We start from the raw sequence: 22,454 nt of genomic DNA, 5'->3' as shown, positions 1-22,454 counted from the left end.
GCGTAGTCCGGCGGTGCGGCGGGGCGGGTCCGGCGGAGGATGCCCCGGCCTCGGCCGGTCGGCCAGAATGGTCCGGTGAGGACGAGGGCGGTGGACCTGCTGCGGGCGTGGACCCGGCCGAGCGGGCCGCCGCCCGCGCCCACGACGCGCGGCCGGGTGTTCGACGTCGGCCTGGCGCTGGTGGTCGGCGTCGTCACGGTGGAGTACGCCCTCAACCGCGGCGACGCGCCGAAGCCCCACCCCTCCCTCCTCGGCAGCGCGGTGCTGGTGCGCGACACGCCGTCGGACGGCAGGATCTGGGCGGCGGTGCTGGCCGCGCTGGCGGCGCTGGCCCTCGTCCACCGCCGCGGGTACCCGCTGGCCGTGCTGTGGGCCGTGCTGTTCGCCGCCGTGCTGACCCCCGAGGGCACGCCGCGCGTCGTCTTCTACGCCTGCGTCATCGCCGCGTACACCGCCGCCGCCTACAGCCCCTACCGGGTCCCGACGCTGGCGGGCGTGCTGGTGTCGGTGCTGGTGGTCGGCGCCTTCACCGACACGGACCTGCCGGTCGTGCCGAACGAGTACGCGCCGTTCCTGATCCTCGTGCCGATCGTCGTGGCGGCCAACGGGATGCGCACGTGGAAGCTGCGCACCGAGGAGGGGCAGGCGCGGGTCCTGGCGCTGGAGCGCGACCGGGCGGAGGCGGAGCGCCGCGCGGTCGAGGCCGAACGCGCCCGGATCGCCCGCGAGCTGCACGACGTGGTGACGCACAACGTGAGCGTGATGGTCATCCAGGCGGGCGCGGCACGCAAGGTCATGGACGCCGCGCCCGACCAGGCCCGCGAGGCGCTGCTGGCCGTGGAGGCGAGCGGCCGGGCGACGATGTCCGAGCTGCGCCACGTGATGGGGCTGCTCACACCGGACGCCGACGCGCCGGGCGAGCTGGCACCCCAGCCGGGCCTCGGTGAGCTGGAGGCGCTGGTCGCGCGCGTCCGGGACGCGGGCCTGCCCGTCGAGCTGGCGGTCTCGGGGGAGCGGCGGTCGCTGCCGCCGGGCGTCGAGCTGGCCGCGTACCGGGTGGTGCAGGAAGCCCTGACCAACACGGTGAAGCACGCCTCGGGCGCGTCCGCCTCGGTCGCGGTCGACTACGGCGCCGACACCCTGAGCGTGGAGGTCACCGACACCGGCGGCACCCCGTCCGCCGCGGCGGCCACCGGCAACGGGCGGGGCCTGATCGGCCTGCGGGAACGCCTCGCGGTCTACGGTGCCACCCTGCGGAGCGGACCGCGCCTGCTCGGCGGGTACCGCGTGACCGCCCTGATCCCCCTGGAGTCGACGTGACCACCCCCCTGCGCGTCGTCGTCGCCGACGACCAGACGCTGGTCCGCACCGGTTTCCGGATGATCCTCACCGCCGACGGGATCGACGTGGTCGCCGAGGCGACGACCGGCGCCGAGGCCGTCGACGCGGTCCGCCGCACCCGGCCGGACGTCGTGCTGATGGACGTGCGGATGCCCGAGATGGACGGCCTGGAGGCCACCCGGCGCATCCTGACCGGCGCGGAGGGCGAACCGCGGGTGATCATCCTGACCACGTTCGACCTCGACCACTACGTGTACGCGGCGCTGTCCGCGGGCGCGGGCGGCTTCCTGCTCAAGGACGTCACGCCCGAACACCTGGTCGCCGCGGTCCGCCTGGTCCGCTCCGGCGACGCCCTGCTCGCCCCCGCCATCACCCGCCGCCTGGTCGAGCGGTTCGCGGGCCGCGACGCGGGCACCGCCGCACCGCACCGAGACCTGTCCACCCTCACCCCGCGCGAGCTGGAGGTGCTGCGGCACCTCGCCGAGGGCCTGAGCAACGCCGAACTCGCCACCCGCCTGCACCTCTCGGAGGCCACCGTGAAGACGCACGTGGCCCGCATCCTCGCCAAGCTGGGCCTCCGCGACCGCGTCCAGGCCGTCATCGTGGCGTACGAGACCGGACTGGTCAGCCCGAGCGCGCGACCGGTGTGACGCGGCGACGATGAGTTCCTCCGGGGTCGCGGGTCATACTGTCGAACCCCTTGAGGAGGATTTCCCATGCGTGACGTGACCTATTCGCTGGCCCTGTCGCTCGACGGCTTCGTCATCGGACCCGACGGCGGTATCGACTGGGCGGTGCCCGACGAGGAGGTCTTCCGCTTCGCCACCGACGAGGTGCGGGCGCTCGGCGTGCACCTGATGGGACGGCGGCTCTACGAGACGATGCTCTACTGGGAGGACACCGACCGGGAACCCGCGTTCGACGCCGCGGAACTGGAGTTCGCCGAACTCTGGAACGCGCTGCCCAAGGTGGTGTTCTCCAGGACGCTGTCCGAGGTGCGGGGCAACGCCCGCCTGGCCACCGGCAGCCTGGCGGAGGAGGTCGAGCGGCTGCGGGCCGAGCCGGGGGAGGGCCCCATCGGGATCGGCGGCCCCACCCTCGCCTCGCAGGCGGAGGAGCTGGGCCTGATCGACGAGTACCGGGCCAGGGTCCACCCGGTGCTGATCGGCGGCGGCACCCCGTACTTCGCCCCGCACGGGCGCAAGGTCGACCTCGAACTCGTCGAGACCCGCACGTTCGCCTCGGGGGTCGTCCACCTCCGCCACCGCGTGGTCCGGTAGCGCGCTCGGCGTCCAGGAGCGCTCGCCGGCGTCCGGGCACGACGCCGGGGTGACGGGCGCGTGGCGTCAGCCGAACACCGACAGCGTGATGCTCGACGGGCGTTCGGGGTCGTGGAAGACCTCGAACCGGCAGGGCTCGGTGGTGACGGCGTCGGCGGTGGGGTCGGTGGTGCCGTGGTTGCGGGCGAAGCGCGGGAAGGCGCCGCCCGCGACCTGGACCCGCGCCCGGTGGCCGCGGCGGAAGCGGTAGGCGGTGGGGTCGAGGGCGACCTCGACCTCCTGGACGCCCTCGCCACCGGACACCCGCCGCACGCCGTCGCAGACGTTGAGCGAGACGCCGCGCGGGTCCACGTCGCACAGCCGCACGAACACGTCGGCGTGCGGCGTGGAGGTGCGGACGTGGATGGTCGCCGTCACCTCGCCGATCACGTCCAGGTCCCGCTCCAGCGGGGGTCCGGTGTGGACCAGCACGTCGGCGCGCGCCTCGACGGCCCGGTTGTCGTGCTGCTTGGCCTCACCGCTGAGCATCGGGCCGCCGACCGTCGGCGTCGGGTCGGCCGGGTCGTAGGTGAAGGAGTCCGGCGGCGAGTCACCCGGCTCGTCGTCGGACAGCCCGCCGACCGACTGGAGGTAGAGGGTCTTCGGCTTCGACTCGGCGGGTGGCCACCGATCGAGGTCCAGCCACGTGCCCGCCCGCTGGAGGAAGATCCGCACGGGCGCGCGGTGGAGCTGGGCGCGGTCGTCGAGCAGGTGCGCCGCGAGCCACGACGTCTGGTCGGCGATCATCGGCCGGACGCTCGCGGGCTCACCGTGCTTCCACGGGCCGACGGTCAGCCTGGTGCGGGCCCCGGCCGCCTGGAGGGCCGTGAAGTCGGTGAGCTGCCGGGCGACGAACAGGTCGTACCAGCCGGTGACCATGCTCGTCGGCGTGCCCAGCTCGGCCAGCCGTCCACTGTGGTCGGTCTCGGCCCAGTCCAGTGGCGACTCGGCGTGCGTCGTGACGTCCCGCAGGAACGGCACCGGCTTGCCGATCGCGGCCACGTCCGCCGTGCGCAGCGGCAGGTGCGCCATCGCCGCGCGCGTGCGCCTGGCCCGCACCGGGTTCGGCAGGGCGGCGAAGCGCTCCTCCTGCCTGCCGATCGTGGCCGACCACGACAGCATGTTGTCCAGCGCCAGCACCCCGCCGGGGTAGAACGCCGTGGTGAACTCCGACGCGGTCACGCCGAGGCACATCGCCTCCAGCGGCGGGTCGAGGTACGGCGCGACCGCCCACTGCGTGTGCCCGAGGTAGCTCGCGCCCGCCATCGCCAGCCTGCCGTCGCACCACGGCTGCTCCCGGAGCCACGCCGCGGTCGCCAGACCGTCCTCCCCCTCCTGCCGGAACGCCCGGAACTCGCCGCCGGAGCCGAACGTGCCGCGCACGCTCTGCACCACGACCTGGAAGCCGCGGCGGGCGAACGCCGCGCCGAACAGCGCCCCCATCACCCCCCGGCGGCCGTAGGGCGAGCGGACCAGCACCACGGGCAGCGGGTCGGAGCCCGGTGGCCGGTACCGGTCGGCCAGCAGCCGGACACCGTCCGGCATCGGGATCACCAGATCCCTCGTGACCACGGGCTTCGGCACCCGCGCCGCGGGCAGACCGAGAACCTTGTCGATGAGGCGCTCCAGCACGGGCGGCCACCTTTGCGCGGTCGACGTCGAGGACCCGAGGCTACCCCGAGCTCCCGGACCCGGCCGGTGATCACGACGGCGTCGGGTCCCCCCGATCGGTGACGGTCAGGGTCGGCGCGCCGTCCACCACGCTGACGACGACGTGCTGGCCGCCGCGCAGCTCACCGCCGAGCAGGGCGCGGGACAGCCGCCGGTCCAGCTCGCGGCCGATGGTGCGGCGCAGCGGACGGGCCCCGTGCTCGGGGTCGTAGCCGCGGGCGGCGAGCCAGTCGACGGCCTGCTCGTCCACCTCGATGGTGATGTCCTGCTCGCGCAGGCGCAGGCGGGTCTCCTCCAGCAGCAGCCCGGTGATCTGCCGCAGCTGGTCGGCGTCCAGGCCGCGGAACAGGATCACCTCGTCCAGGCGGTTGAGGAACTCCGGCCGGAAGTAGCGGCGGACCGCCGCCATCAGCGGCTCGCGCAGGTCCTCCGCCGGACGGCCGGACGAGGCCGCGGCCAGCAGCTGCTCGGCGCCGATGTTGCTGGTCATGATGATCGCGGTGTTGGCGAAGTCGGCCGTCCGGCCCTGCGCGTCGGTCAACCGGCCCGCGTCCAGCACCTGGAGCAGGGTGTTGAAGACGTCCGGGTGGGCCTTCTCGACCTCGTCGAGCAGCAGCACCGAGTACGGGGTGCGCCGGACCGCCCCGGTGAGCTGGCCCGCGTCGTCGTAGCCGACGTAGCCGGGCGGCGCGCCGGTCAGCCGGGTCACCGTGTGCTGCTGGGAGAACTCGCTCATGTCGAACCGGATCAGCCGGTCCCGCGAGCCGAACAGCGCCTCGGCGAGCGCCCGCGCGACCTCGGTCTTGCCGACGCCGGTCGGGCCCAGGAACAGGAACGAGCCGACGGGGCGGTCCGGGTGCTTGAGGCCCGCGCGGCCCTGGCGGACGGCGTCGGAGACGGCCTCCACCGCCTCGTCCTGGCCGACGATCCGCTGGTGCAGGTGCTCCTCCAGGTGCAGCAGCCGGTGCCGCTCGGCCTCGGTGAGCCGGGAGACCGGGATGCCGGTGCTGCGCGACACCACCTCGGCCACGTCGTCGGCGTCGACGCTCGGGGCGTCGGCCATCGCGGCGCGCGCGGTCTCCAGGTCGGCGGTCGCGCGGGCCAGCTCGTCCTCCAGGAACAGGACCCGGCCGTGGTCGTCCCCGGCCGCCTCGACCTCCCGCTCCAGGTGGTCGATCCGCCGCTGCACGCCCAGCGGGTCGGGCGCGGCGGACTTCTCCCGCAGCCGGACCCGCGCGCCCGCGCGGTCGAGGAGGTCGACGGCCTTGTCCGGCAGGAAGCGGTCGGCGATGTAGCGGGTGGACAGCTCCACGGCGGCGACGAGGGCCTCGTCGGTCACGCGCACGCCGTGGTGGCTCTCGTAGCGGGCCCGCAGTCCGCGCAGGATGGCGACGGCCTCGTCCCGCGACGGCTCGTTGACCAGGATGGGCTGGAAGCGCCGCTCCAGCGCCGGGTCCTTCGCGATGTGCCGCCGGTAGTCCTCGACCGTGGTCGCGCCGACCACCTGGAGCCTGCCGCTGCTCAGCGCCGGTTTGAGCATGTTCGCGGCGTCCATCGGCGCGCCCTCCGCGCTGCCCGCGCCGACGACGGTGTGCAGCTCGTCGAGGAACAGCACCACCATCCGGTTGGCCGCCGACACCTCGTCGATCACGCCCTGGAGCCGTTCCTCGAACTCGCCCCGGTACTTCGACCCGGCCACCATGCCCGCGAGGTCCAGCGAGACCAGCCGCCTTCCCTCCAGGGTGGCGGGCACCTCGCCGCCCGCCAAGCGCTGGGCGATGCCCTCGACGATCGCGGTCTTGCCGACCCCCGGATCGCCGATCAGCACGGGGTTGTTCTTGGTCCGCCGGGACAGGACCTCCAGCACCTCGTCGATCACGTCGTCGCGGCCGACCACCGGGTCGAGCTGCCCGTCCCTGGCCGCGGCGGTGAGGTCGCGGCCGAAGTGGTCGGTCCGCCGCGTCGACGGGCCGGACTGCTCGCCGCCGCCCAGACCGCCGAACAGCTTGCCGACCAGGTCGTCCAGCGAGCCGATCCAGTCGTCAGCCATGTGCGAGCCGCCTCTGCGTCGGGGGTGTCACCCCGATACTCCGCTTCCGCGGACCAGACCGCCACCGTCGTGGCCGAGGACCGGCGGGGCACTCTCCCGCCGGTCCTCATTCGTCCACAAGGGACGGTCAGGGCCTGCCGGGCAGGCGGTAGTCGTCGCCGAGCGCCTGCCCGCGGTTCGGCTTGTAGAGGTCGTAGCCCTTCGGGTCGCACTGGAGACCGCCGTTGATGCAGTGGCTCACCAGCGCGGCCAGCGTGGGCGCGTCCCAGGCGTTGAAGAAGTCGTAGTGCCAGGTGTAGCCGCGACCGCTGGCCAGCCGGACCGTCGACATGTCGCCGTCCACCGGGAAGGCGATCTTGAACTCCAGCATCGGCACGGGGTTGGGGTGGCCGGCCGGGCACGCGCCGTTGACCGGGTACGCCATGTGGCTCTTGTGGTCGGCCGTGTCGAGGTCGCGGCCGTTCCAGCAGCTCGGGGCCTGGTAGCGGATGTTGGCCTGGCTGCCGACCATGCAGTTGGCCGGGAAGTCCCAGTTGTGGAAGCTGTTGCCGCACTCCCAGCCCTCGACGGCGCCGGGGGCGGTGCGGAACTCCTCCTGGGACGCGTTCGCGTTGCCCACCACGTACCGCAGGCCCGGCGGGAACGGCCGGACGGCGCGGTAGTCGAGGATGCCGCTCTTGTAGTAGATGACCTGCTTGCCGATCGGCAGCACGGCCTGGTTGTTCTTGAAGACCGTCGGGAACCAGTACGCGGACAGGTCGTCGGGGTTGACGCACGACGTGTTGTAGGGGCCCGCCGCGACCAGCGAGGCGAGAGTGGTGCTCGCGCTCACCGTCTTGTTGCCGACGAACGAGTGGTCGTGCGACGCCCCCGGCAGGTTGGGGAAGATGATCGGGTCGTCCGGCGCCCGCTTGGTCACCGAGCAGTTGGTCTGGAACTCGTGGTGGGTCACGAGCTCGTCGGCTTGGGCCGCCGATCCGGCCGTGGTCAGGGTGGCCGCGGCGAGCGCGCCGGCCACGAGGAGCGAGAGCTTGCGGAGCACGGGTCCTCCAGCAGGGAGAGGAACGCCGCAGGGTCGCGGCGCGAAGCATGAGCGCCAATCTTGGAGAGCGCTCTCCCGTAGGATGTGACCCCGATCATCCGCTGTCAAGGGTCCGTTGCAGGCCATTCGTCGTACCGGAACACAATTTCGCAGGTCGCGAGCTTGACAGCGTCGACATCTACTCGTAACACTCGTGCTTCACCGGAGAGCGCTCTCCCACTGCTGCCCGCCACGGCGGGTAGGGGGCGGCTCATCCCGGCGCGGTCCCCACCGAGGTAGGAGATGTCATGCGCACCCACCCGCCCGACGCGTCCCCGCAGCGCAGGCGAACCCGTCCCGTCGCACTGGCCGCACTGGTCGCCCTGTTCCTGGGCTTCCTGGTGGTCACGGCGAACCCGGCCCAGGCGGCGACCCTGCTGTCGCAGGGCAAACCCGTGACGGCGTCGTCGAGCGAGGGAGCGGGCACGCCCGCCTCCGCCGCCGTCGACGGTGATCCCGGCACCCGCTGGGGCAGCGCGTTCAGCGACCCGCAGTGGCTGCGGGTCGACCTCGGGTCCACCGCCACGATCAGCGAGGTCGTGCTCCGCTGGGAGTCGGCCTACGCCACGGCGTTCCAGATCCAGGTCTCCGACAACGACACCGACTGGCGGTCGGTCTACAGCACCACGACCGGCAGCGGCGGCAACCAGACGCTGGCCGTCACCGGCACCGGCCGGTACGTGCGGGTGCTCGGCACCCAGCGCGTCGGCGGCTACGGCTACTCCCTGTGGGAGTTCCAGGTCAGCGGCACGCCCGGCACGACCGGTCCCAACCCCGGCGGACCCGGCGTCACGCGGGTGACCGGCTCGCAGGGCAACTGGCAGCTCTCCGTGGACGGCGCCCCGTACGTGGTCAAGGGCCTCACCTGGGGGCCGCCGGTCTCCGAGGCCGCGGCCCGGATGCCCGACCTGAAGGCCATGGGCGCCAACACGATCCGCACCTGGGGCACCGACGCCACCAGCCGGGCCCTGTTCGACGCCGCCGCCGCGAACGGCATCAAGGTGATGGCGGGCTTCTGGCTCCAGCCCGGCGGCGGCCCCGGCAGCGGCGGCTGCGTCAACTACGTCACCGACTCGGCCTACAAGGCCACCATGCTCTCGGAGATCCAGCGGTGGGTCACCGAGTACAGGGGCCACCAGGGCGTCCTGATGTGGAACGTCGGCAACGAGTCCATCCTCGGCATGGGGAACTGCTTCTCCGGCACCGAGCTGGAGAACCAGCGCAACGCCTACGCCCGGTTCGTCAACGACGCGGCGCGCGCCATCCACGCGATCGACGCGAACCACCCCGTCACCAACACCGACGCCTGGACCGGCGCGTGGCCCTACCTCAAGGCCAACGCCCCGGACCTGGACCTGTACTCGGTCAACGCCTACAACGCCGTGTGCAACGTCCGGCAGGACTGGATCAGCGGCGGCTACACCAAGCCCTACATCGTCACCGAGGGCGGACCGGCCGGTGAGTGGGAGGTCCCCAACGACGCCAACGGCGTGGCGACCGAGCCGACCGACGTGCAGAAGCGCGACGGCTACACCCGCGCGTGGAACTGCGTCACCGGGCACACCGGTGTCGCGCTGGGCGCCACGCTGTTCCACTACGGCACCGAGGGCGACTTCGGCGGCGTGTGGTTCAACCTGATCCCCAACGGCGAGAAGCGCCTGTCCTACTACGCGGTCCGGCAGATGTACGGCGGCGCGGCGGCGGCCAACACCCCGCCGGTCATCTCGAACATGGCGCTCAGCCGCACCACCGACGTCCCCGCGGGCGGCACGTTCACGCTGTCCGCGAGCGTCAGCGACCCCAACGGCGACCCGATCAGCTACACGATCGGCCTGAACAGCAAGTACATCAACGGTGCGGGCGGCATCATCTCCGCGGCGTTCACCGGCAACGGCCCGTTCACGGTGACCGCGCCGCAGATGCTCGGCGTGTGGAAGGTGTACCTGTACGCCAGGGACGGCAAGGGCAACATCGGCATCGAGACGAAGTCGTTCCGCGTCGTCGCCCCGCCGGTGCAGGGCACGAACGTCGCGCAGGGCAAGCCGACCACGGCGTCGTCCTACCAGCAGGTGGGCGACGGAGCGCCGTACCCGCCGGAGCGGGCCACCGACGGCAACGCCACCACCCGGTGGGCCAGCGACTGGAGCGACCCGCAGTGGATCAGGGTCGACCTCGGTTCGGTCACCGCGATCAACCACGTCCAGCTCATCTGGGAGGCCGCGTACGGCAAGGCCTACGAGGTCCAGGTCTCCGACGACGGGAACACCTGGAGGTCGGTCTTCGCGACCACGACCGGTGACGGGGGAGCGGACGACGTGCCCGTCGCCACGTCCGCCCGGTACGTCCGCGTCAACGCCACGCAGCGCGGCACCGCGTGGGGCTACGCGCTCTACGAGTTCGGCGTGTACCGCCGCTGAGCGCCGACCGGTGCGGGCGCCCGGCGCCCGCACCGGTCGTCAGGGGGCGCCGAACGTCCCGAGGACCCTGCCGGTCTGGTCGCGGAAGTGGGCCCTGATGCCCTCCTGGGGCACGGTCAACCTTCCGTGCAGGGCCCCGAGGTCGTCGGTGCCGGTGCCGTTGGGGACCTGGATCCACAGCTCGGCGGTGGTGGAGTCGCCGAGCCGGGTGAACGGCGACAGCCTGAGCAGCGCGTTGTCGACGTCCTGGGCCGCGGTCGCCGCGGTCGGGTCGATGCTCAGGACGTCGCGCGCCGCGCGCACGCGGTCGTCCGCGAACGTCACCGCGACCTCAGACGGGTCCGGGGCGACGCCGGGGCTGGTGCCCGGCGGCCCGCCGCGCAGGGACTGCTCGATGTTGACGGTGCTCAGCGGCTCGGCCCTGCCGACGTGCGCGGTCCGGTCCCTCATCGCCTCCTGGAGCCGGTGGCGCTGGTCCGGGGCCATCTCGTCGTAGGAGGGGTGGCGCTCCCACGGTGCGGGCCTGATCCGGGTCCGCGGGGGCGTCTCCCGCTCGGGGTCGTGGTCGGGCCGGGTGGCCAGTCGCGTCCTCGGTTGCGTCACCAGCGCCAGGAGCGCGGACTCGGCCCGCGCCAGCGCGGTTCCCGCGCGCTCCTCGTGCTCGGCGATCGGACCCGCGCAGGCGTCGACCATCGAGGTGGCCGTGGCGAGCACGGCCGTCGTGACGCCCTCCGCCGCGACCGCCGGTCTGGCGAAGTCGATCAGCCGCCGCACCAGGTCCGCGAGCAGGCCGCCCGCGTCCCTCCTCGCCCCGGCGACGGCCTCCGCCGCCGAGAGGCACACCTCGCCCAGCCCGGCCGCGAGCGTCGCCGCGTCCTGGAGCGCGGCGGCGGTGGAGGCGCTCCTGCCCCGGTAGCCGTCGGCGGAGTCCCCGTGCCAGCGCGCGGTCTCCCGGCCCACCGCGGTGGTGAGCCGCTCCGCCGTCCCCAGGACGCTCTCGGCGGCCGTCGTCCAGGCGTCGGTGAAGGTCCGCACCACGGCGGCGTTGCCCCTCATGCGGTCCACGGCGTCCTGCAACGGCTGGACGTACCCGGTGAGCCGGCCGAGCCCCGCCGCCGCGAGGTCCTCGACCGGCCGGATGGTCGCGTCCAGCCCGTTCAGCCCGGCGCTGGTCACGACGTGACCGCCGGTGGGTCGTCGCCGAAGCGGGCCGCACCGGAACCGTCGTCCCGCTGGTGCGTCGTCACCGTGCCGCGCACGTCCTTCGCGGCCTGGAGGAGTTCGACGACGCTCGTGCGCACGGCGTCGCACCAGGCCGCGGCGACCTGCTCGGCCACCGGGACGAACCGCCTGCCGACGGCCCCGTAGGCGTCGGCGGTCAGGTTCACCCGCTCCACGGCGCTCAGCGCCGCCTCCAGGTCGTCCCCGACGCCGTCGAGCGTGCGGGCGTGTCCGGTCAGGTCGTCGTCGACGACCTCGTACCCGCCGGTCACCGGTCGCCGTCCCGGTCCTCGTCGGCGGCGAGGGCTCGCCGACACCCGTTGTGGTCCGACATGACAGCAGGGTCGCGCACCCGCCACGGGGCGATCAATCGGCTGTACGGCGCAGGGGAGTGGTGCGGCGGCGGGTCCGGGGCGCGGTGCCGCCGGGGAGCACCGCGCCCCCGGCCGGTGTCAGCCGAAGAAGCCGACGACCCGCTGGATCCGGCCGTCCTCGGCGAACTCGACGAAGTCGAGGCCGGGCAGCGCGGGGCCGAGGTCGACCCCGTCCGCGACGAGGGACGTCGGCGACGACAGCAGCCAGGTGAACCGGCCGACGCCGTGGTGCGCGTCCAGGCCGCTCGTCGGCGCCATGGTGGCGTCGGGGAACTGCTCGGCGAAGCCGAGGATGTGCCGGGTGAGCCCCTCGACCCCCACGACGGGGTCGGTGCTCGGGTCGGTGTAGCTCGCGTCGTCGGCCCAGCACCCGGCCAGCGCGGACCGGATGTCGGCCTCGTCGGTCAGGGTCCACGCGTGGACGTACTGCTTGACGGCGTCCTGGGGATCCATAGTCAACTCCTCACTAGTCAAGTCTGGACTATACTCGCTCCATGTCCACCGGTGGTCACCTCGTTCTCGGACTCCTGCTCGACGGCCCGGCCTCGGGCTACGAGCTGGGGGCCCGCGCGTCCAGGGCGGTCGCGTACTTCTGGCCGATCACCCGCTCGCACATCTACGCCGAGCTGCCCAAGCTCGTCGAACGGGGCCACGCCACGGTCGTGGTGGTGCCCCAGGCGGGAGCGCCGGACAAGAGCGTCTACACGGCCACCGAGGCGGGGCGGCTCGCGTTCCGCGCCTGGCTGGACGGCTTCGACGCGGTGACCGAGCACGGCAGGCAGCCGTTGCAGATCCAGCTCTACTTCGGCCACCACACCAGCCGCGACCACCTGCTGGCGCAGCTCGACCGGTGGGAGGCCGAGGTCCGGCACACGCTCGACTTCTGCCGCGACCTGCTCGCGGGCGGCGTCGAGCGGTCCGTCCGCGCGCTCACCGCGCACTTCGCGATCAACCGCGCCGAGGCCGACCTCGCGTGGATCGAGGAGGCCCGCGAGACCGTGAACCGTACTTCGGACTGATCCGGAACGGTCGCCGCCCTTCTACGATCGGCGCGTGGTGGAACTCCTGCGCTCCCTGTGGGGCGAACCCCGTCCGTCCGACGCCCCAGGGAGGGTGTGGCGGGACTGGGCGCTCGTGGGCGTGCTCGTACCGCTCGCCGTCGCGGAGGGGTTCCTGCGCCCGGACTCGCCGTGGCGGGTGGTGGCGGTCGCGCTCGCCGTCGCGCTGGTGCCGACGCTGCTGTGGCGGCGGACCAGCCCGCTGCCGGTGTTCGCGGTCGCCTTCGTCGTCACGGGGCTGGCACCGCTGTTCACCGACGGGCACCCGCCCGAGTCCTACACGATGGCGTTCCTGCTCATCCTGGTCTACGCCCTGTTCCGCTGGGGGTCGGGGCGGGAGGCCGTGATCGGACTGGCGGTGATCCTCGCGCACGTGGCCTTCGCGGTGTCGCTGGGGCACACCAGCCCCGGTGACGGCGTGGCCGGGCTGCTCGTGACGTTCACGGCCGGGTCGCTCGGCACGGCGGTGCGGTACCGGGCCGGGGCGCGGGCGCGGATGCTCGACCAGGTGAAGCTGGTGGAGCGCGAACGGCTGGCGCGCGACCTGCACGACACCGTGGCGCACCACGTCTCCGCCATCGCGATCCGCGCCCAGGCCGGGATCGCCACGGCCGCGCTGAGCCCGGACGCGGCGGTCGACGCGCTCAGGCTGATCGAGTCCGAGGCGTCCACCGCGCTGGTGGAGATGCGCGCCATGGTCCGGGTCCTGCGCCGCGACCTGCCCGCCGAACGGACGCCCAACCCCCGCGTCGCCGACCTCGAACGGCTCGCGGGCCGACCGCGCTCCGGTCCCGCGGTCGACGTGGGGATCGTCGGGGACGTCGACGACCTCCCGCCGTCGGTCGGCACCGCGATCTACCGCCTGGCCCAGGAATCCGTGACCAACGCCCGGCGGCACGCCCGGCACGCGACCCGCATCGAGGTCCGCGTCGCCGCCGACGCGACGTCCGTGCGGCTGCGCGTCAGCGACGACGGCGACACCGGCCCCGCGTCCCCTGCGCCGGGCTACGGGCTGATCGGCATGGCCGAGCGCGCCGGGCTGCTCGGCGGCACCTGCGAGGCGGGCCCGAACCCCGGCCGGGGCTGGACCGTCACCGCAGTGCTCCCGCGCACCGGGGTCCCGGCGTGACCGTCCGCGTGGTCGTGGCCGACGACCAGGAGATCGTCCGCACCGGGCTGAGGATGATCCTCGACGTGCAGCCCGGCATCGAGGTCGTCGGCGAGGCCGCCGACGGGCGGCGGGCCGTGGACCTCGCCCGGCGGCTCCGCCCCGACGTGTGCCTGTTCGACATCCGGATGCCCGACCTGGACGGCATCGAGGCCACCCGGCTGCTGGCCGGGCCGACCGTCGCCGAACCGCTGGCGGTCGTCGTCATCACGACCTTCGACCTCGACGAGTACGTCTACGCGGCGCTGCGGGCGGGTGCCCGCGGGTTCCTGCTCAAGGACGCCGGGCCCGCGCTGCTCGCGCAGGCCGTGCACGCCGCGGCCGAGGGCGACGCGCTGATCGCGCCGAGCGTCACCGCGCGGCTGCTGAGCGCCTTCGCCGACGGCGGGCCGTCCGCGCCGCCGGTGCAGCCCGTGGAACCGTTGACGGAGCGGGAGGAGCAGGTGCTCGCGACCGTCGCGAGCGGACGGACGAACGGCGAGATCGCCGACGAGCTGTTCATCACGCTGAGCACCGTCAAGACCCACGTCGCCAGCCTGATGGCGAAGCTGGGGGTCCGCAACCGGGTCGAGATCGCCATCTGGGCCTACGAGACGAACCGCGTCCGGGGCGGTCCCGACCGAAAGTACTAGCGCCGCCCGGTACTCCGGACCAGGTCTGCTCTGGCCTTTCCACCGATGATCGGCGCGCCCGCCGTCGTCAGGATTCACCCATGACGACCACGAGGGCCGACAGGCTCGTCCCCGCGTCCCTGATCCTCCTCTCCCTGGTGCCCTCGGTGGCGGGTGCCGTGCGGGTGACCGAACTGGCGCGCGGCGCGGAGGTCACGTCCGCCAACGAGCGCTTCGTCGCGATGCCGCTGCCCGTCGTGCTGCACATCGTCGGCGCGACGCTGTTCTGCGTGCTGGGCGCCTTCCAGTTCGCGCCCGGCTTCCGCGCCCGCCACCGGGCCTGGCACCGCCGGTCCGGCCGGGTCCTGGTCCCGGCCGGACTCGTCGCGGCGCTCACCGGCCTGTGGATGGCGCTGGTCTACCCGCAGCCGCCCGGCGACGGCGCGCTCCTCACCCCGCTGCGGCTCGTGTTCGGCACGGCCATGGCCGCGGCGATCGTCCTCGGCTTCCTCGCGGTGCGGCGGCGGGACTTCCCCGCGCACCGCGCGTGGATGGTCCGCGGCTACGCCATCGGCCTCGGCGCGGGCACGCAGGTGTTCACGCACCTGCCCTGGGTGGTCGCGGGCGTGGTGCCGGGCGAGGACACCAGGACGCTGCTGATGGCCGCGGGCTGGGTGGTCAACGTGGTCGTCGCCGAGTGGGTGATCCGCCGGTCGCCCCGCGTCGCGGCGCGGCGCGGGGCTCACCCGGCGGCGGGGCAGCGCGTGCCGTCGGCGGGCACCACCAGGTCCAGCAGGTAGGCGTCGGCCGTGGCGCGGGTGCAGTCGGTGCGGGTGTACACCCCGTGGCCCGTGCCCTCGTAGGTCACCAGCGTGGCGGCACCGCGCGACTGCCGCCACGCGGTCACCGCGCCCTCGTGGCCGGTGGACGGGTCGTGCAGGGAGTTGAGCATCAGCACCGGGGGCGCGTGCCGGGGCGTCCACGGTCCCGGCGGGTTGAGCACCGGACCCGTCCAGCCGACGCACGACGTCAGCGCGCGGTTCCAGATCGGCGCGGCCCGCACCACCGGCGCCGCCCCGCGCACCTCGCGGTCGATCCTCACGACGTCGTCCGCCGACGTGGGGTGGCCGGTGAAGTCCTCGCACAGCACCGCGAGGTGCGGCCTGCGCGAGACCGCGGACGCGCCGACGCCGTCGGTCGCGGGCGAGGTCCGTGCGCCGGTCTGGGCCTCCAGGTCCGCGAGGTAGGCGGAGAGCAGGTCCCAGTTCGGGCCGTAGCCCGCGCGCACGGTCCGCTCGACGAGCTGGTCGACCTCCAGCGGCTCGTCGGGCGCGCCGGGCTCGTGCAGCTCACCGCGCTCCGCCCTGCCCCGCAGCGCGTCGAACAGCGCAGGGACGTCCCGGCCGTGCTGCGCGCACGTCGGCGTGGCGCCGCACCAGCGGGCGAACTCGGCGAAGACGTCCTCGGCGGCCCGCGCGCCCTGGAGCATCAGGCCGGACAGGTCGGCGCTGCCGTCCACGACGCTGTCGACCACCATCGCGCGCAGCCGGTGGCCGAAGCGCTCGGCGTACTCCTGCCCGTACAGCGTGCCGTAGGAGACGCCGAAGTAGCTGATCCTCCGCTCGCCGAGCGCGGCGCGCAGGGCGTCGACGTCGCGCACGGCGCTCCGCGCGTCGGCCCGGTCGAAGACGGGCCCGGTCCTGGCCCGGCAGTCGGCGGCCACGGCGCGGTTGAACGCGGCCAGCCCCGCGAAGCGCTCCGGCGTGTCCGGCCTGCCGGTCGGGTAGGGCACGCCGGTGGCGGAGGTGTCGCAGAGGATCGGGTTGCTGTCGCCGACACCGCGCGGGTCGACGCCGACGACGTCGAAGCGGGCCAGGACCTCGGGGCTGAACGTCGAGGGCGCCTCCTTGGCGAACTCGGCCGCCGACCCGCCGGGACCGCCGGGGTTCACCACCAGCACGCCGATGCGGCGGGCGGGATCGGTGGCCGGGCGGCGCGCCACGGCGAGGTCGACGGTCGGGCCGCCCTCCCTGCTCCAGTCCACGGGAACGGTCAGGGTCGCGCAGTCGGCCTCGGTGGCGTCCGGGCAGGACGACCAGGTCAGCCATGGGGGAGCGGCCGACGCCGTGGGCGCGACCGCCGTGAGGAGGCCCGCCGCCAGTGCCGCGACGGCTCCGATCGAGGTGCTCGTGATGGTCATGCCGGGCCAGACGGTGACGACGCGCTCACGGGTTCTCACTGTGACCGGGACCACATCGTGTCCGTTCCCGGCGGGCGGGGTAGCGTAGGGCCGTCGCCCCTGACCACCCCGGTCCGCCGGGGACCGCGACCCTTCCGCGCCGTGGTCGCACCGACCCGGCCGCCGGACCAGGTAAGACGACGCAGAGGACCGGGCAGATGCCAACGGCCGACGTGCACGCGACCCCTTCCGACTCCACGACCGACGCGGCGTGCGCCGTGTGCCCCCACCCGGTGGCCACGCACGACCCCGTCGCGCTGCGCTACTGCACCGCGATGGCCGCGAGCGGCAACCTCCGCCGCTGCCTGTGCTCCGGCGAGTCCAGCGGCATGACGTACAGCAACTCCAGCAAGGGCTACCTGGAGAAGTAGGGCGCCTCCAGCGAGGCCCGCTCCATCACGTCGGGGTAGCGGGTCACGTCGTTGTTGCCGCCGGACACGACGCACACGGTCAGCCCGCCCGTGTCGCCGTCCAGCGCCCGCCCGATCGCGCTGGTCGCCAGTGCGCCCGCGGGTTCCGCGATGATGCCGTCGACCTGGTAGAGGTCGAGCATCTCGACGCACACGGCGGCCGTGGACACCGACACCAGCCGCGCGCCGCTGTCCCGCACGATCGGGAACGTCACGTCACCGGCCCGCCGGACGGCGGCGCCGTCCACGAACGTGTCCAGGTCGCGCAGCGTCACCGGACGTCCGGCGTCGAGCGCGGCGGCCATGCTCGCCGCGCCCGCCGGTTCCACGCCGATCAGCTCCACCTCGCTGTGCCGGGCCCGCAGCCACGTGGCCATGCCCGCCAGCAGCCCGCCGCCGCCGACGGGGACCACGATGCGGTCCGGGACCCGGCCCAGCTGGGCCATGATCTCGACGGCGACGGTGCCCTGCCCCACGAGCGTCCGCAGGTCGTCGAACGCCGGGACCACCACGGCCCCGGTGTCCCTCGCGTGCCGCTCCGCCGCCGCCCGGGCGTCGTCGTAGGTGTCGCCCGCGATGGCGATGGTGATCCACTCGCCGCCGATGGCGGCGATCCGGGTCCGCTTCTGGGCCGGTGTGGTGCCGGGGAGGAACACGGTTCCCCGGACCCCCAGCGCGGCGCACGCGTAGGCCACGCCCTGCGCGTGGTTGCCCGCGCTGGCGCACACGACGCCGGTGGCCGTGTCCTCCAGCGACGCGAGCAGCCGGTAGGCGCCGCGCAGCTTGTAGGAGCGGACGGGCTGCGCGTCCTCGCGCTTGATCCAGACCTGGCCGGGGGTCTTGGCGGAGAGGCGGGCGTTGTGCTGCAAGGGGGTCCGGGTGACCACGCCGAAGAGCTGGCGCGCGGCCTCGTCCACCTTGGCCGCGCCGATCCGGAGTTCCGGCAGGCCCAGGTGGGCCGGGAGCACCGTGTGTGGTTGAGCGGTCAAGGGGATCACCTCCGTCGTGGTCCATGGTCCGTGCCCGGTGGGTGCGGGATCGACCCCTAGCGGCCCCTGTTCGGGGTGTTCGGTGGAGTGTCTGGCGGGGTGTTCGGTGGAGTTGTTGGCGGGGTGTTCGGTCGGGTGTTCGGTGGGGTGTTCGGTGGGGTGAGGTGGAACGTGAAGTCCGTTCGGGCCTTGGAGCGGAGGGGCAGCGGGAGGTGGAGGTGGCCTTCCGCGACCAGGTTCCTGGCTGTGGGTCTGGTGGTGTTGAGCCCGGCGGTGACCAGCTTCTCCACCCGGATGGGGGCGGGGAGTTCGAACCGGACCACCACCTCCAGCGGGGTGCCGTCGGTGACGTCGTAGAACTGCGTGTCCGTGTCCAGGTACCAGGTGTCGGTCCAGTCGAGGCGGTACTGGTTCCTGGTCGCCAGGGTCGGGTCCGCGGCCAGGCGGTCGACCGCGGACCTGTCGTTGGTCTCGAACGCCCTCAGGTGGGTGGGGTTGAGGGAGTGGACGTGGGCGCGCTCGTGGACGGGGACCTTGGAGGTCCGGCCGCAGCGGTCGCAGTTGACCAGCAGCCAGACGTCCAGGAGCTTGCCGTTGGCGTTGACGCGGAACTTGCCCGTGGGGTGGTGGCGGGTGGAGTCGCACGCCGGGCAGGGTTTGAGGATGGTGGGCAGGGCTTGTCGCCTGACGGTCCAGAGGGATTTGCGGTCGGTGGGTCGGGTGCTGGACATGGGTCCCCGTCGGATCAGGTGGCTCAGGGGTAGGCGGAAACGGGCACGCCTGGTCGCGCGACGGGTGATCTCGTCGCGGGGTGGGGGAGGTGCGTGGAGGAGACGGGGAGTTGCCTCTGACCCGGCTGGTTCCACGTGGTGCCACTTACTGATCCATGGGCGTCATGGTGGTGTGGCTGGTGGGGATGGGCAACTGGTTTTCGGGTGGGTCTGGGGGTGTTGGTTCCGAGGGGGCGGGGTGGGTGCTGGTTTCAGCGGGGTGGTTGCTGGTTTTGGCGGGGTGGTTGCTGGTTTTAGTGGGGGAATGGGGTGGCTGCTGGTTCAGCGGGGATTGGGGTGGCTGCAAGTCCCGGCGGGGGTGGCCGATTTGACTTGGGGCCCCTCGATTTGACCCTTTGATCGGGCTAAAGGGCAGGTGGTGTCAACCTGCCCGATCTACCAGGGTAAGGGTCAAATCCCCCAAGTAAAATCGGCCACTGGTTTAGGGAAGGCAGCGGCTCGCCTTGGTTGGTCCCGACTGCTGACCCGATTGCGGTCCCGTTCCCGATTGCGGTCCCGTTCCTGGTTGCGGTCCCGTTTGTTGACCGGTCCCAGTTCCAGTTCCAGTTCCAGTTCCAGTTCCAGTCGCAGTCCGGCCCCGGCCCCGGCCTCGGTTCCAGCTCCGGCCTGGCCGCCGCCCAGCCCGGTCCCAGGCCAAGCTCCAGTTCCAGCCCGGTCCCAGCCCAGCCTGGCCCCCAGCCCCAGCCCCAGCCCCAGCCTGGCCCCCAGCCCCAGCCCCAGCCTGGCCCTCAGCCCCAGCCCCCTCCGGCCCGGGCCCGGCCCCGCCCTCGGCCTGGTTGGTCAGGTGGTGCCGGCTACCAGTGGTTCCAGGACCAAGCCCTCGTTGAGCCGCAGGGTTACGTTCAGTGCTGTTTGGTCGTTGAACACCACCAGTTCTGCGCCGTCTGCCCTGGTGAGGAATTCGCCTCGGTTGCCCAGGTTGATCGTGGAGCGCAGTTTTGGGTCTGGCATTCGTCGTACCATCGTGTACGGGAGGTGGTCCATTTTGACCACGCAGCCGAATTCTGCCAGTAGGCGGTGTACCGCTACCTCGAACTGCATGGGGCCCACTGCGCCGAATACCGGGACGCCGTCGCCTCGGCGGTCTGACGTGAGGACCTGGACCACGCCCTCCTGCGCCAGTTGGTCCACGCCCTTGCGGAACTGCTTGGCCCTGCTCAGGTCGGTGAGGCGGCCTACCGCGAAGTGTTCCGGGGCGAAGCTGGGGAGGCCGGGGAAGCGCACGGCCGGTTTTCCGGCGTGGAGGGTGTCGCCCACCCGGAGGGCTGAGGCGTTGATGAGGCCGATGACGTCGCCGGGGTAGGCGACGTCCAAGGTGGTGCGTTCCCGGCCGAAGACCTGTTGGGCGTACTTGGTGGCGAACGGTTTTCCGGTGGTGGCGTTGGTGACGACCATTCCGCGTTCGAAGACGCCCGAGCAGACTCGTGCGAAGGCGACCTGGTCGCGGTGGGACTTGTCCATGCCGGTCTGCACCTTGAACACGAACGCCGAGAACGGGGAGTTCAGCGGGCGGGATTCGCCGTTCACGTCGTGCCTGGGGGTGGGGCGGGGCGCCAGGGACACGATCAGGTCCAGCAGGTGGCGCACGCCGAAGTTCAGCACACCCGAGCCGAACAGGACCGGGGTGGCGGTGGCGTCGAAGAACTTGGCCACGTCGAACTCGCCGCCGGAGATGTCGACCAGTTCGGCGCTCTCGACGGCGTGGGTCCAGTCCTCGCCCTCCTCCTGGAGGGCGCGGGACGGCTCGATCCGCTCCTCGGGCGCGGCGGTGGCGCCGCCCGCGGTCCTGGTGTAGCGGATGAAGCTGCCGTCGGCGCGGTCGAGGACGCCGCGGAACCGGCCCGCTTCGCCCACGGGCCAGGTCAGGGGCATGGGCTCCAGGTCGATCCGCTGCTTGATCTCCTCGCAGAGGTCGAGCGCGTCGCGGCCCGGCCGGTCCCACTTGTTGATGAACGTGATCACCGGGATGCCGCGGTGGCGGCAGACGTCGAACAGCTTCAACGTCTGCGGCTCCAGGCCCTTCGCGGCGTCGAGCAGCATGACGGCGCAGTCCACGGCCGACAGGACGCGGTAGGTGTCCTCGGAGAAGTCGGCGTGGCCGGGGGTGTCGAGCAGGTTGATGACCGCGTCGCCGTAGGAGAACTGGAGGGCCGCCGAGGTGATCGAGATGCCTCGGGCCTGCTCCATCTCCATCCAGTCGGAGACGACCCCGCGCCTGCCGGCCTTGCCGTGCACGGCACCGGCCTCGGAGATCACCCTCGCGTGCAGCGCGAGCGCCTCGGTGAGCGTGCTCTTGCCCGCGTCGGGGTGGCTGATGACCGCGAACGTCCGGCGCCTGCTCGCTTCGCGGAAAGCGGCCGACGGCGAGGTGTCCACCGGAGTGGCGGCGGTCATGCGTGGTCCATCCGATCTGTCGCTGACAGGGGTCACCGGAAATCTACCCTGGCCGCTTGTTCCCTTCCGCGCCGATCGGTGCTATCTCCGTCACCGCCCGTCGCCGGGGGCTCACCGCGCCGGGAGGCGGTGCTCCGCCGCCGCCGTCACGGTGGGTTCCAGCGCGGACGCGATCACGGCGTAGCCGGCGGGGGACGGGTGGAAGCGGTCGGCGGAGAACAGCGAGCGGTCGGCCGCGAAGCGGGCGGAGAGCTGGGCGCCGACCGGGGCCACGACGCCGCCCGCGCGCCGCACGGCGTCGCCCTGGGCACCGGCGTACTGACCGCTGATGGACGACACCAGGCCGCGGTAGGCGGGCGGCACGTGGGAGACGACGCCCAGGTCGGGAGCGGTGGCGACGACGACCCGCGCGTCCGCCCGGCGGAGCGCGGCCACGGCGTCGTGCACCAGGCCCGCGCCGACCGCGCTCGGCACGAACGACGTGAGGTCGTTGGCGCCGATCACGACCAGGGCGAGGTCGACGCCCGCGGACAGCGAGGTGCGGACCTGGGCGGCGAGGTCGGCGGAACGGGCGCCGGACACGGCGAGCACACGGAGGTCGACCCCGTGCCCGGCCGCGCGCAGGGCGCGGGCCAGCCGGTGGCCGAGGGTCTCCTCGGCGCGCGTGCAGCCGACGCCCGCGGCGAGCGAGTCGCCGAGGACGTGGAAGCGCAGGACGGTCGGGTCCGAAGTGGTCATCGACCCCTCAACGACCCGTGCACGACCGGGGGTTCCGCTGTTCGTCCTGAGCGGACAGTGACGGAACCCGCTCGGAGTTCGCCCTGCCGGGTGGACTCGCGCCCGTCCGGGCGGGTATCCCAGGACGGGAGCGGCGAAAGGTGGTGCGCTGCGACTCTTCGAACGATCCGCGAGGAGGCGTCGTGGCGAGGTCCAACCTGCGGAAGACGCGGAAGGCCGTCCCGTTCGGGAGGTTGCAGTGGATCGCGCTGGCGGTCGGGCTCTTCCACCTGGTGACGGCGTTCCACCCGATCTTCCCGTTCGACACCACGGACCCGCTGCTGCGGATCTGCACCGGCGTGCTCGGGGTGGTCATGGCGCGCCGGTGGAAGAACGCGCGCCGGTTCGGCGTCGCGCTGGTGCTCGGCTACGGCGGGCTGGTCCTCTCCCAGTTCACCGCACCGGCCACGCTGGAACCGGTCACGCTCGTCTACGCCCGCACGGCCCTGAGCGGCGTGCTGATCGTCGTGCTGTCGGTCAGGGGGTGCGGGCCCGTCGCCAGGGGCGCGGTCGCCTGACGTGGCGCGGGTCGACCACCGGATC

At 73.1% G+C, this 22,454-nt stretch carries 20 protein-coding genes and 1 pseudogene; 10 read left to right on the top strand and 11 right to left on the bottom strand.

From position 1 onward, the window contains the following. Positions 1-75: 75 nt before the first annotated feature. The 3 genes from VFZ92_RS15810 to VFZ92_RS15800 all read left to right on the top strand — a co-directional run bounded on the left by VFZ92_RS15810 (position 76) and on the right by VFZ92_RS15800 (position 2,621). The gene (locus tag VFZ92_RS15810) at positions 76-1,320 is read left to right on the top strand and encodes a sensor histidine kinase (RefSeq protein WP_330876681.1); all 1,245 of its coding nucleotides are present in this window, start codon (positions 76-78) and stop codon (positions 1,318-1,320) included. Beyond that, positions 1,317-1,991, top strand: a complete 675-nt coding sequence (locus VFZ92_RS15805; protein WP_330876680.1) for a response regulator transcription factor — start codon at positions 1,317-1,319, stop codon at positions 1,989-1,991. The genes VFZ92_RS15810 and VFZ92_RS15805 overlap by 4 nt, the downstream gene beginning before the upstream one ends. A gap of 66 nt (positions 1,992-2,057) precedes the next feature. Then, complete coding sequence (locus VFZ92_RS15800) at positions 2,058-2,621, top strand: dihydrofolate reductase family protein (RefSeq protein WP_330876679.1); 564 nt, start codon at positions 2,058-2,060, stop codon at positions 2,619-2,621. A gap of 66 nt (positions 2,622-2,687) precedes the next feature. Here VFZ92_RS15800 and VFZ92_RS15795 read toward each other — a convergent pair whose 3' ends face one another. From VFZ92_RS15795 to VFZ92_RS15785, 3 genes are all read right to left on the bottom strand, one after another. Continuing rightward, a complete protein-coding gene (locus VFZ92_RS15795; RefSeq protein WP_330876678.1) occupies positions 2,688-4,292 on the bottom strand; it encodes a CocE/NonD family hydrolase in 1,605 nt (534 codons plus the stop codon). A gap of 70 nt (positions 4,293-4,362) precedes the next feature. Continuing rightward, on the bottom strand, positions 4,363-6,381 hold the full coding sequence (locus VFZ92_RS15790; RefSeq protein ID WP_330876677.1) for an ATP-dependent Clp protease ATP-binding subunit: 2,019 nt from the start codon (positions 6,379-6,381) through the stop codon (positions 4,363-4,365). Between the two features lie 127 nt (positions 6,382-6,508). Beyond that, positions 6,509-7,423, bottom strand: coding sequence for a DUF1996 domain-containing protein (locus VFZ92_RS15785; protein WP_330876676.1), 915 nt, complete (start codon positions 7,421-7,423; stop codon positions 6,509-6,511). A 287-nt stretch (positions 7,424-7,710) separates the two neighbouring features. Here VFZ92_RS15785 and VFZ92_RS15780 point away from each other — a divergent pair, with 287 nt between their 5' ends. Beyond that, entirely contained in the window at positions 7,711-9,879 is a 2,169-nt protein-coding gene (locus VFZ92_RS15780; protein WP_330876675.1) for a discoidin domain-containing protein, read from the top strand. Positions 9,880-9,918: 39 nt separating this feature from the next. Here VFZ92_RS15780 and VFZ92_RS15775 read toward each other — a convergent pair whose 3' ends face one another. From VFZ92_RS15775 to VFZ92_RS15765, 3 genes are all read right to left on the bottom strand, one after another. After that, positions 9,919-11,055, bottom strand: coding sequence for a hypothetical protein (locus tag VFZ92_RS15775; protein WP_330876674.1), 1,137 nt, complete (start codon positions 11,053-11,055; stop codon positions 9,919-9,921). Then, the gene (locus VFZ92_RS15770; protein ID WP_330876673.1) at positions 11,052-11,372 is read right to left on the bottom strand and encodes a hypothetical protein; all 321 of its coding nucleotides are present in this window, start codon (positions 11,370-11,372) and stop codon (positions 11,052-11,054) included. Before VFZ92_RS15770 ends, VFZ92_RS15775 begins: the two co-directional genes overlap by 4 nt. Positions 11,373-11,552: 180 nt before the next feature. Continuing rightward, positions 11,553-11,927: a nuclear transport factor 2 family protein gene (locus tag VFZ92_RS15765; RefSeq protein WP_330876672.1), complete on the bottom strand. Its 375-nt coding sequence runs from the start codon at positions 11,925-11,927 to the stop codon at positions 11,553-11,555. A 41-nt stretch (positions 11,928-11,968) separates the two neighbouring features. Here VFZ92_RS15765 and VFZ92_RS15760 point away from each other — a divergent pair, with 41 nt between their 5' ends. From VFZ92_RS15760 to VFZ92_RS15745, 4 genes are all read left to right on the top strand, one after another. After that, positions 11,969-12,493, top strand: coding sequence for a PadR family transcriptional regulator (locus VFZ92_RS15760; protein WP_330876671.1), 525 nt, complete (start codon positions 11,969-11,971; stop codon positions 12,491-12,493). Positions 12,494-12,527: 34 nt separating this feature from the next. Beyond that, positions 12,528-13,661, top strand: a complete 1,134-nt coding sequence (locus VFZ92_RS15755; protein WP_330876670.1) for a sensor histidine kinase — start codon at positions 12,528-12,530, stop codon at positions 13,659-13,661. Next, a complete protein-coding gene (locus VFZ92_RS15750) occupies positions 13,658-14,332 on the top strand; it encodes a response regulator transcription factor (protein ID WP_330876669.1) in 675 nt (224 codons plus the stop codon). The genes VFZ92_RS15755 and VFZ92_RS15750 overlap by 4 nt, the downstream gene beginning before the upstream one ends. A gap of 80 nt (positions 14,333-14,412) precedes the next feature. Next, positions 14,413-15,111, top strand: a complete 699-nt coding sequence (locus VFZ92_RS15745; RefSeq protein WP_330876668.1) for a DUF2306 domain-containing protein — start codon at positions 14,413-14,415, stop codon at positions 15,109-15,111. Here the strand turns inward: VFZ92_RS15745 and VFZ92_RS15740 are convergent. Continuing rightward, entirely contained in the window at positions 15,054-16,511 is a 1,458-nt protein-coding gene (locus VFZ92_RS15740) for an alpha/beta hydrolase (RefSeq protein WP_330876667.1), read from the bottom strand. The two genes, VFZ92_RS15745 and VFZ92_RS15740, sit on opposite strands and share 58 nt — an antisense overlap. A gap of 197 nt (positions 16,512-16,708) precedes the next feature. Here VFZ92_RS15740 and VFZ92_RS15735 point away from each other — a divergent pair, with 197 nt between their 5' ends. Beyond that, positions 16,709-16,921: an RGCVC family protein gene (locus VFZ92_RS15735; RefSeq protein WP_330876666.1), complete on the top strand. Its 213-nt coding sequence runs from the start codon at positions 16,709-16,711 to the stop codon at positions 16,919-16,921. A gap of 14 nt (positions 16,922-16,935) precedes the next feature. On the opposite strand, the pseudogene ilvA reads toward VFZ92_RS15735, so the two are convergent. The 4 genes and pseudogenes from ilvA to VFZ92_RS15715 form a co-directional block, all read right to left on the bottom strand. Beyond that, a pseudogene (gene ilvA, locus VFZ92_RS15730) lies at positions 16,936-17,892 on the bottom strand (threonine ammonia-lyase IlvA); the annotation flags it as partial. A 113-nt stretch (positions 17,893-18,005) separates the two neighbouring features. Next, positions 18,006-18,680, bottom strand: coding sequence for a DUF1062 domain-containing protein (locus VFZ92_RS15725; protein ID WP_330876665.1), 675 nt, complete (start codon positions 18,678-18,680; stop codon positions 18,006-18,008). Between the two features lie 840 nt (positions 18,681-19,520). Next, positions 19,521-21,134: a peptide chain release factor 3 gene (locus VFZ92_RS15720; protein WP_330876664.1), complete on the bottom strand. Its 1,614-nt coding sequence runs from the start codon at positions 21,132-21,134 to the stop codon at positions 19,521-19,523. A gap of 111 nt (positions 21,135-21,245) precedes the next feature. Beyond that, the gene (locus VFZ92_RS15715) at positions 21,246-21,872 is read right to left on the bottom strand and encodes an SGNH/GDSL hydrolase family protein (protein WP_330876663.1); all 627 of its coding nucleotides are present in this window, start codon (positions 21,870-21,872) and stop codon (positions 21,246-21,248) included. 182 nt (positions 21,873-22,054) lie between these two features. Between VFZ92_RS15715 and VFZ92_RS15710 the strand changes: the two genes are divergently transcribed. Next, positions 22,055-22,429: a hypothetical protein gene (locus tag VFZ92_RS15710; protein WP_330876662.1), complete on the top strand. Its 375-nt coding sequence runs from the start codon at positions 22,055-22,057 to the stop codon at positions 22,427-22,429. Positions 22,430-22,454: the final 25 nt, after the last annotated feature.

This window comes from Umezawaea sp. (genome assembly GCF_036375055.1).
GTDB lineage: Bacteria > Actinomycetota > Actinomycetes > Mycobacteriales > Pseudonocardiaceae > Umezawaea.
This window is presented reverse-complemented; position numbering and strand designations above follow the sequence as displayed.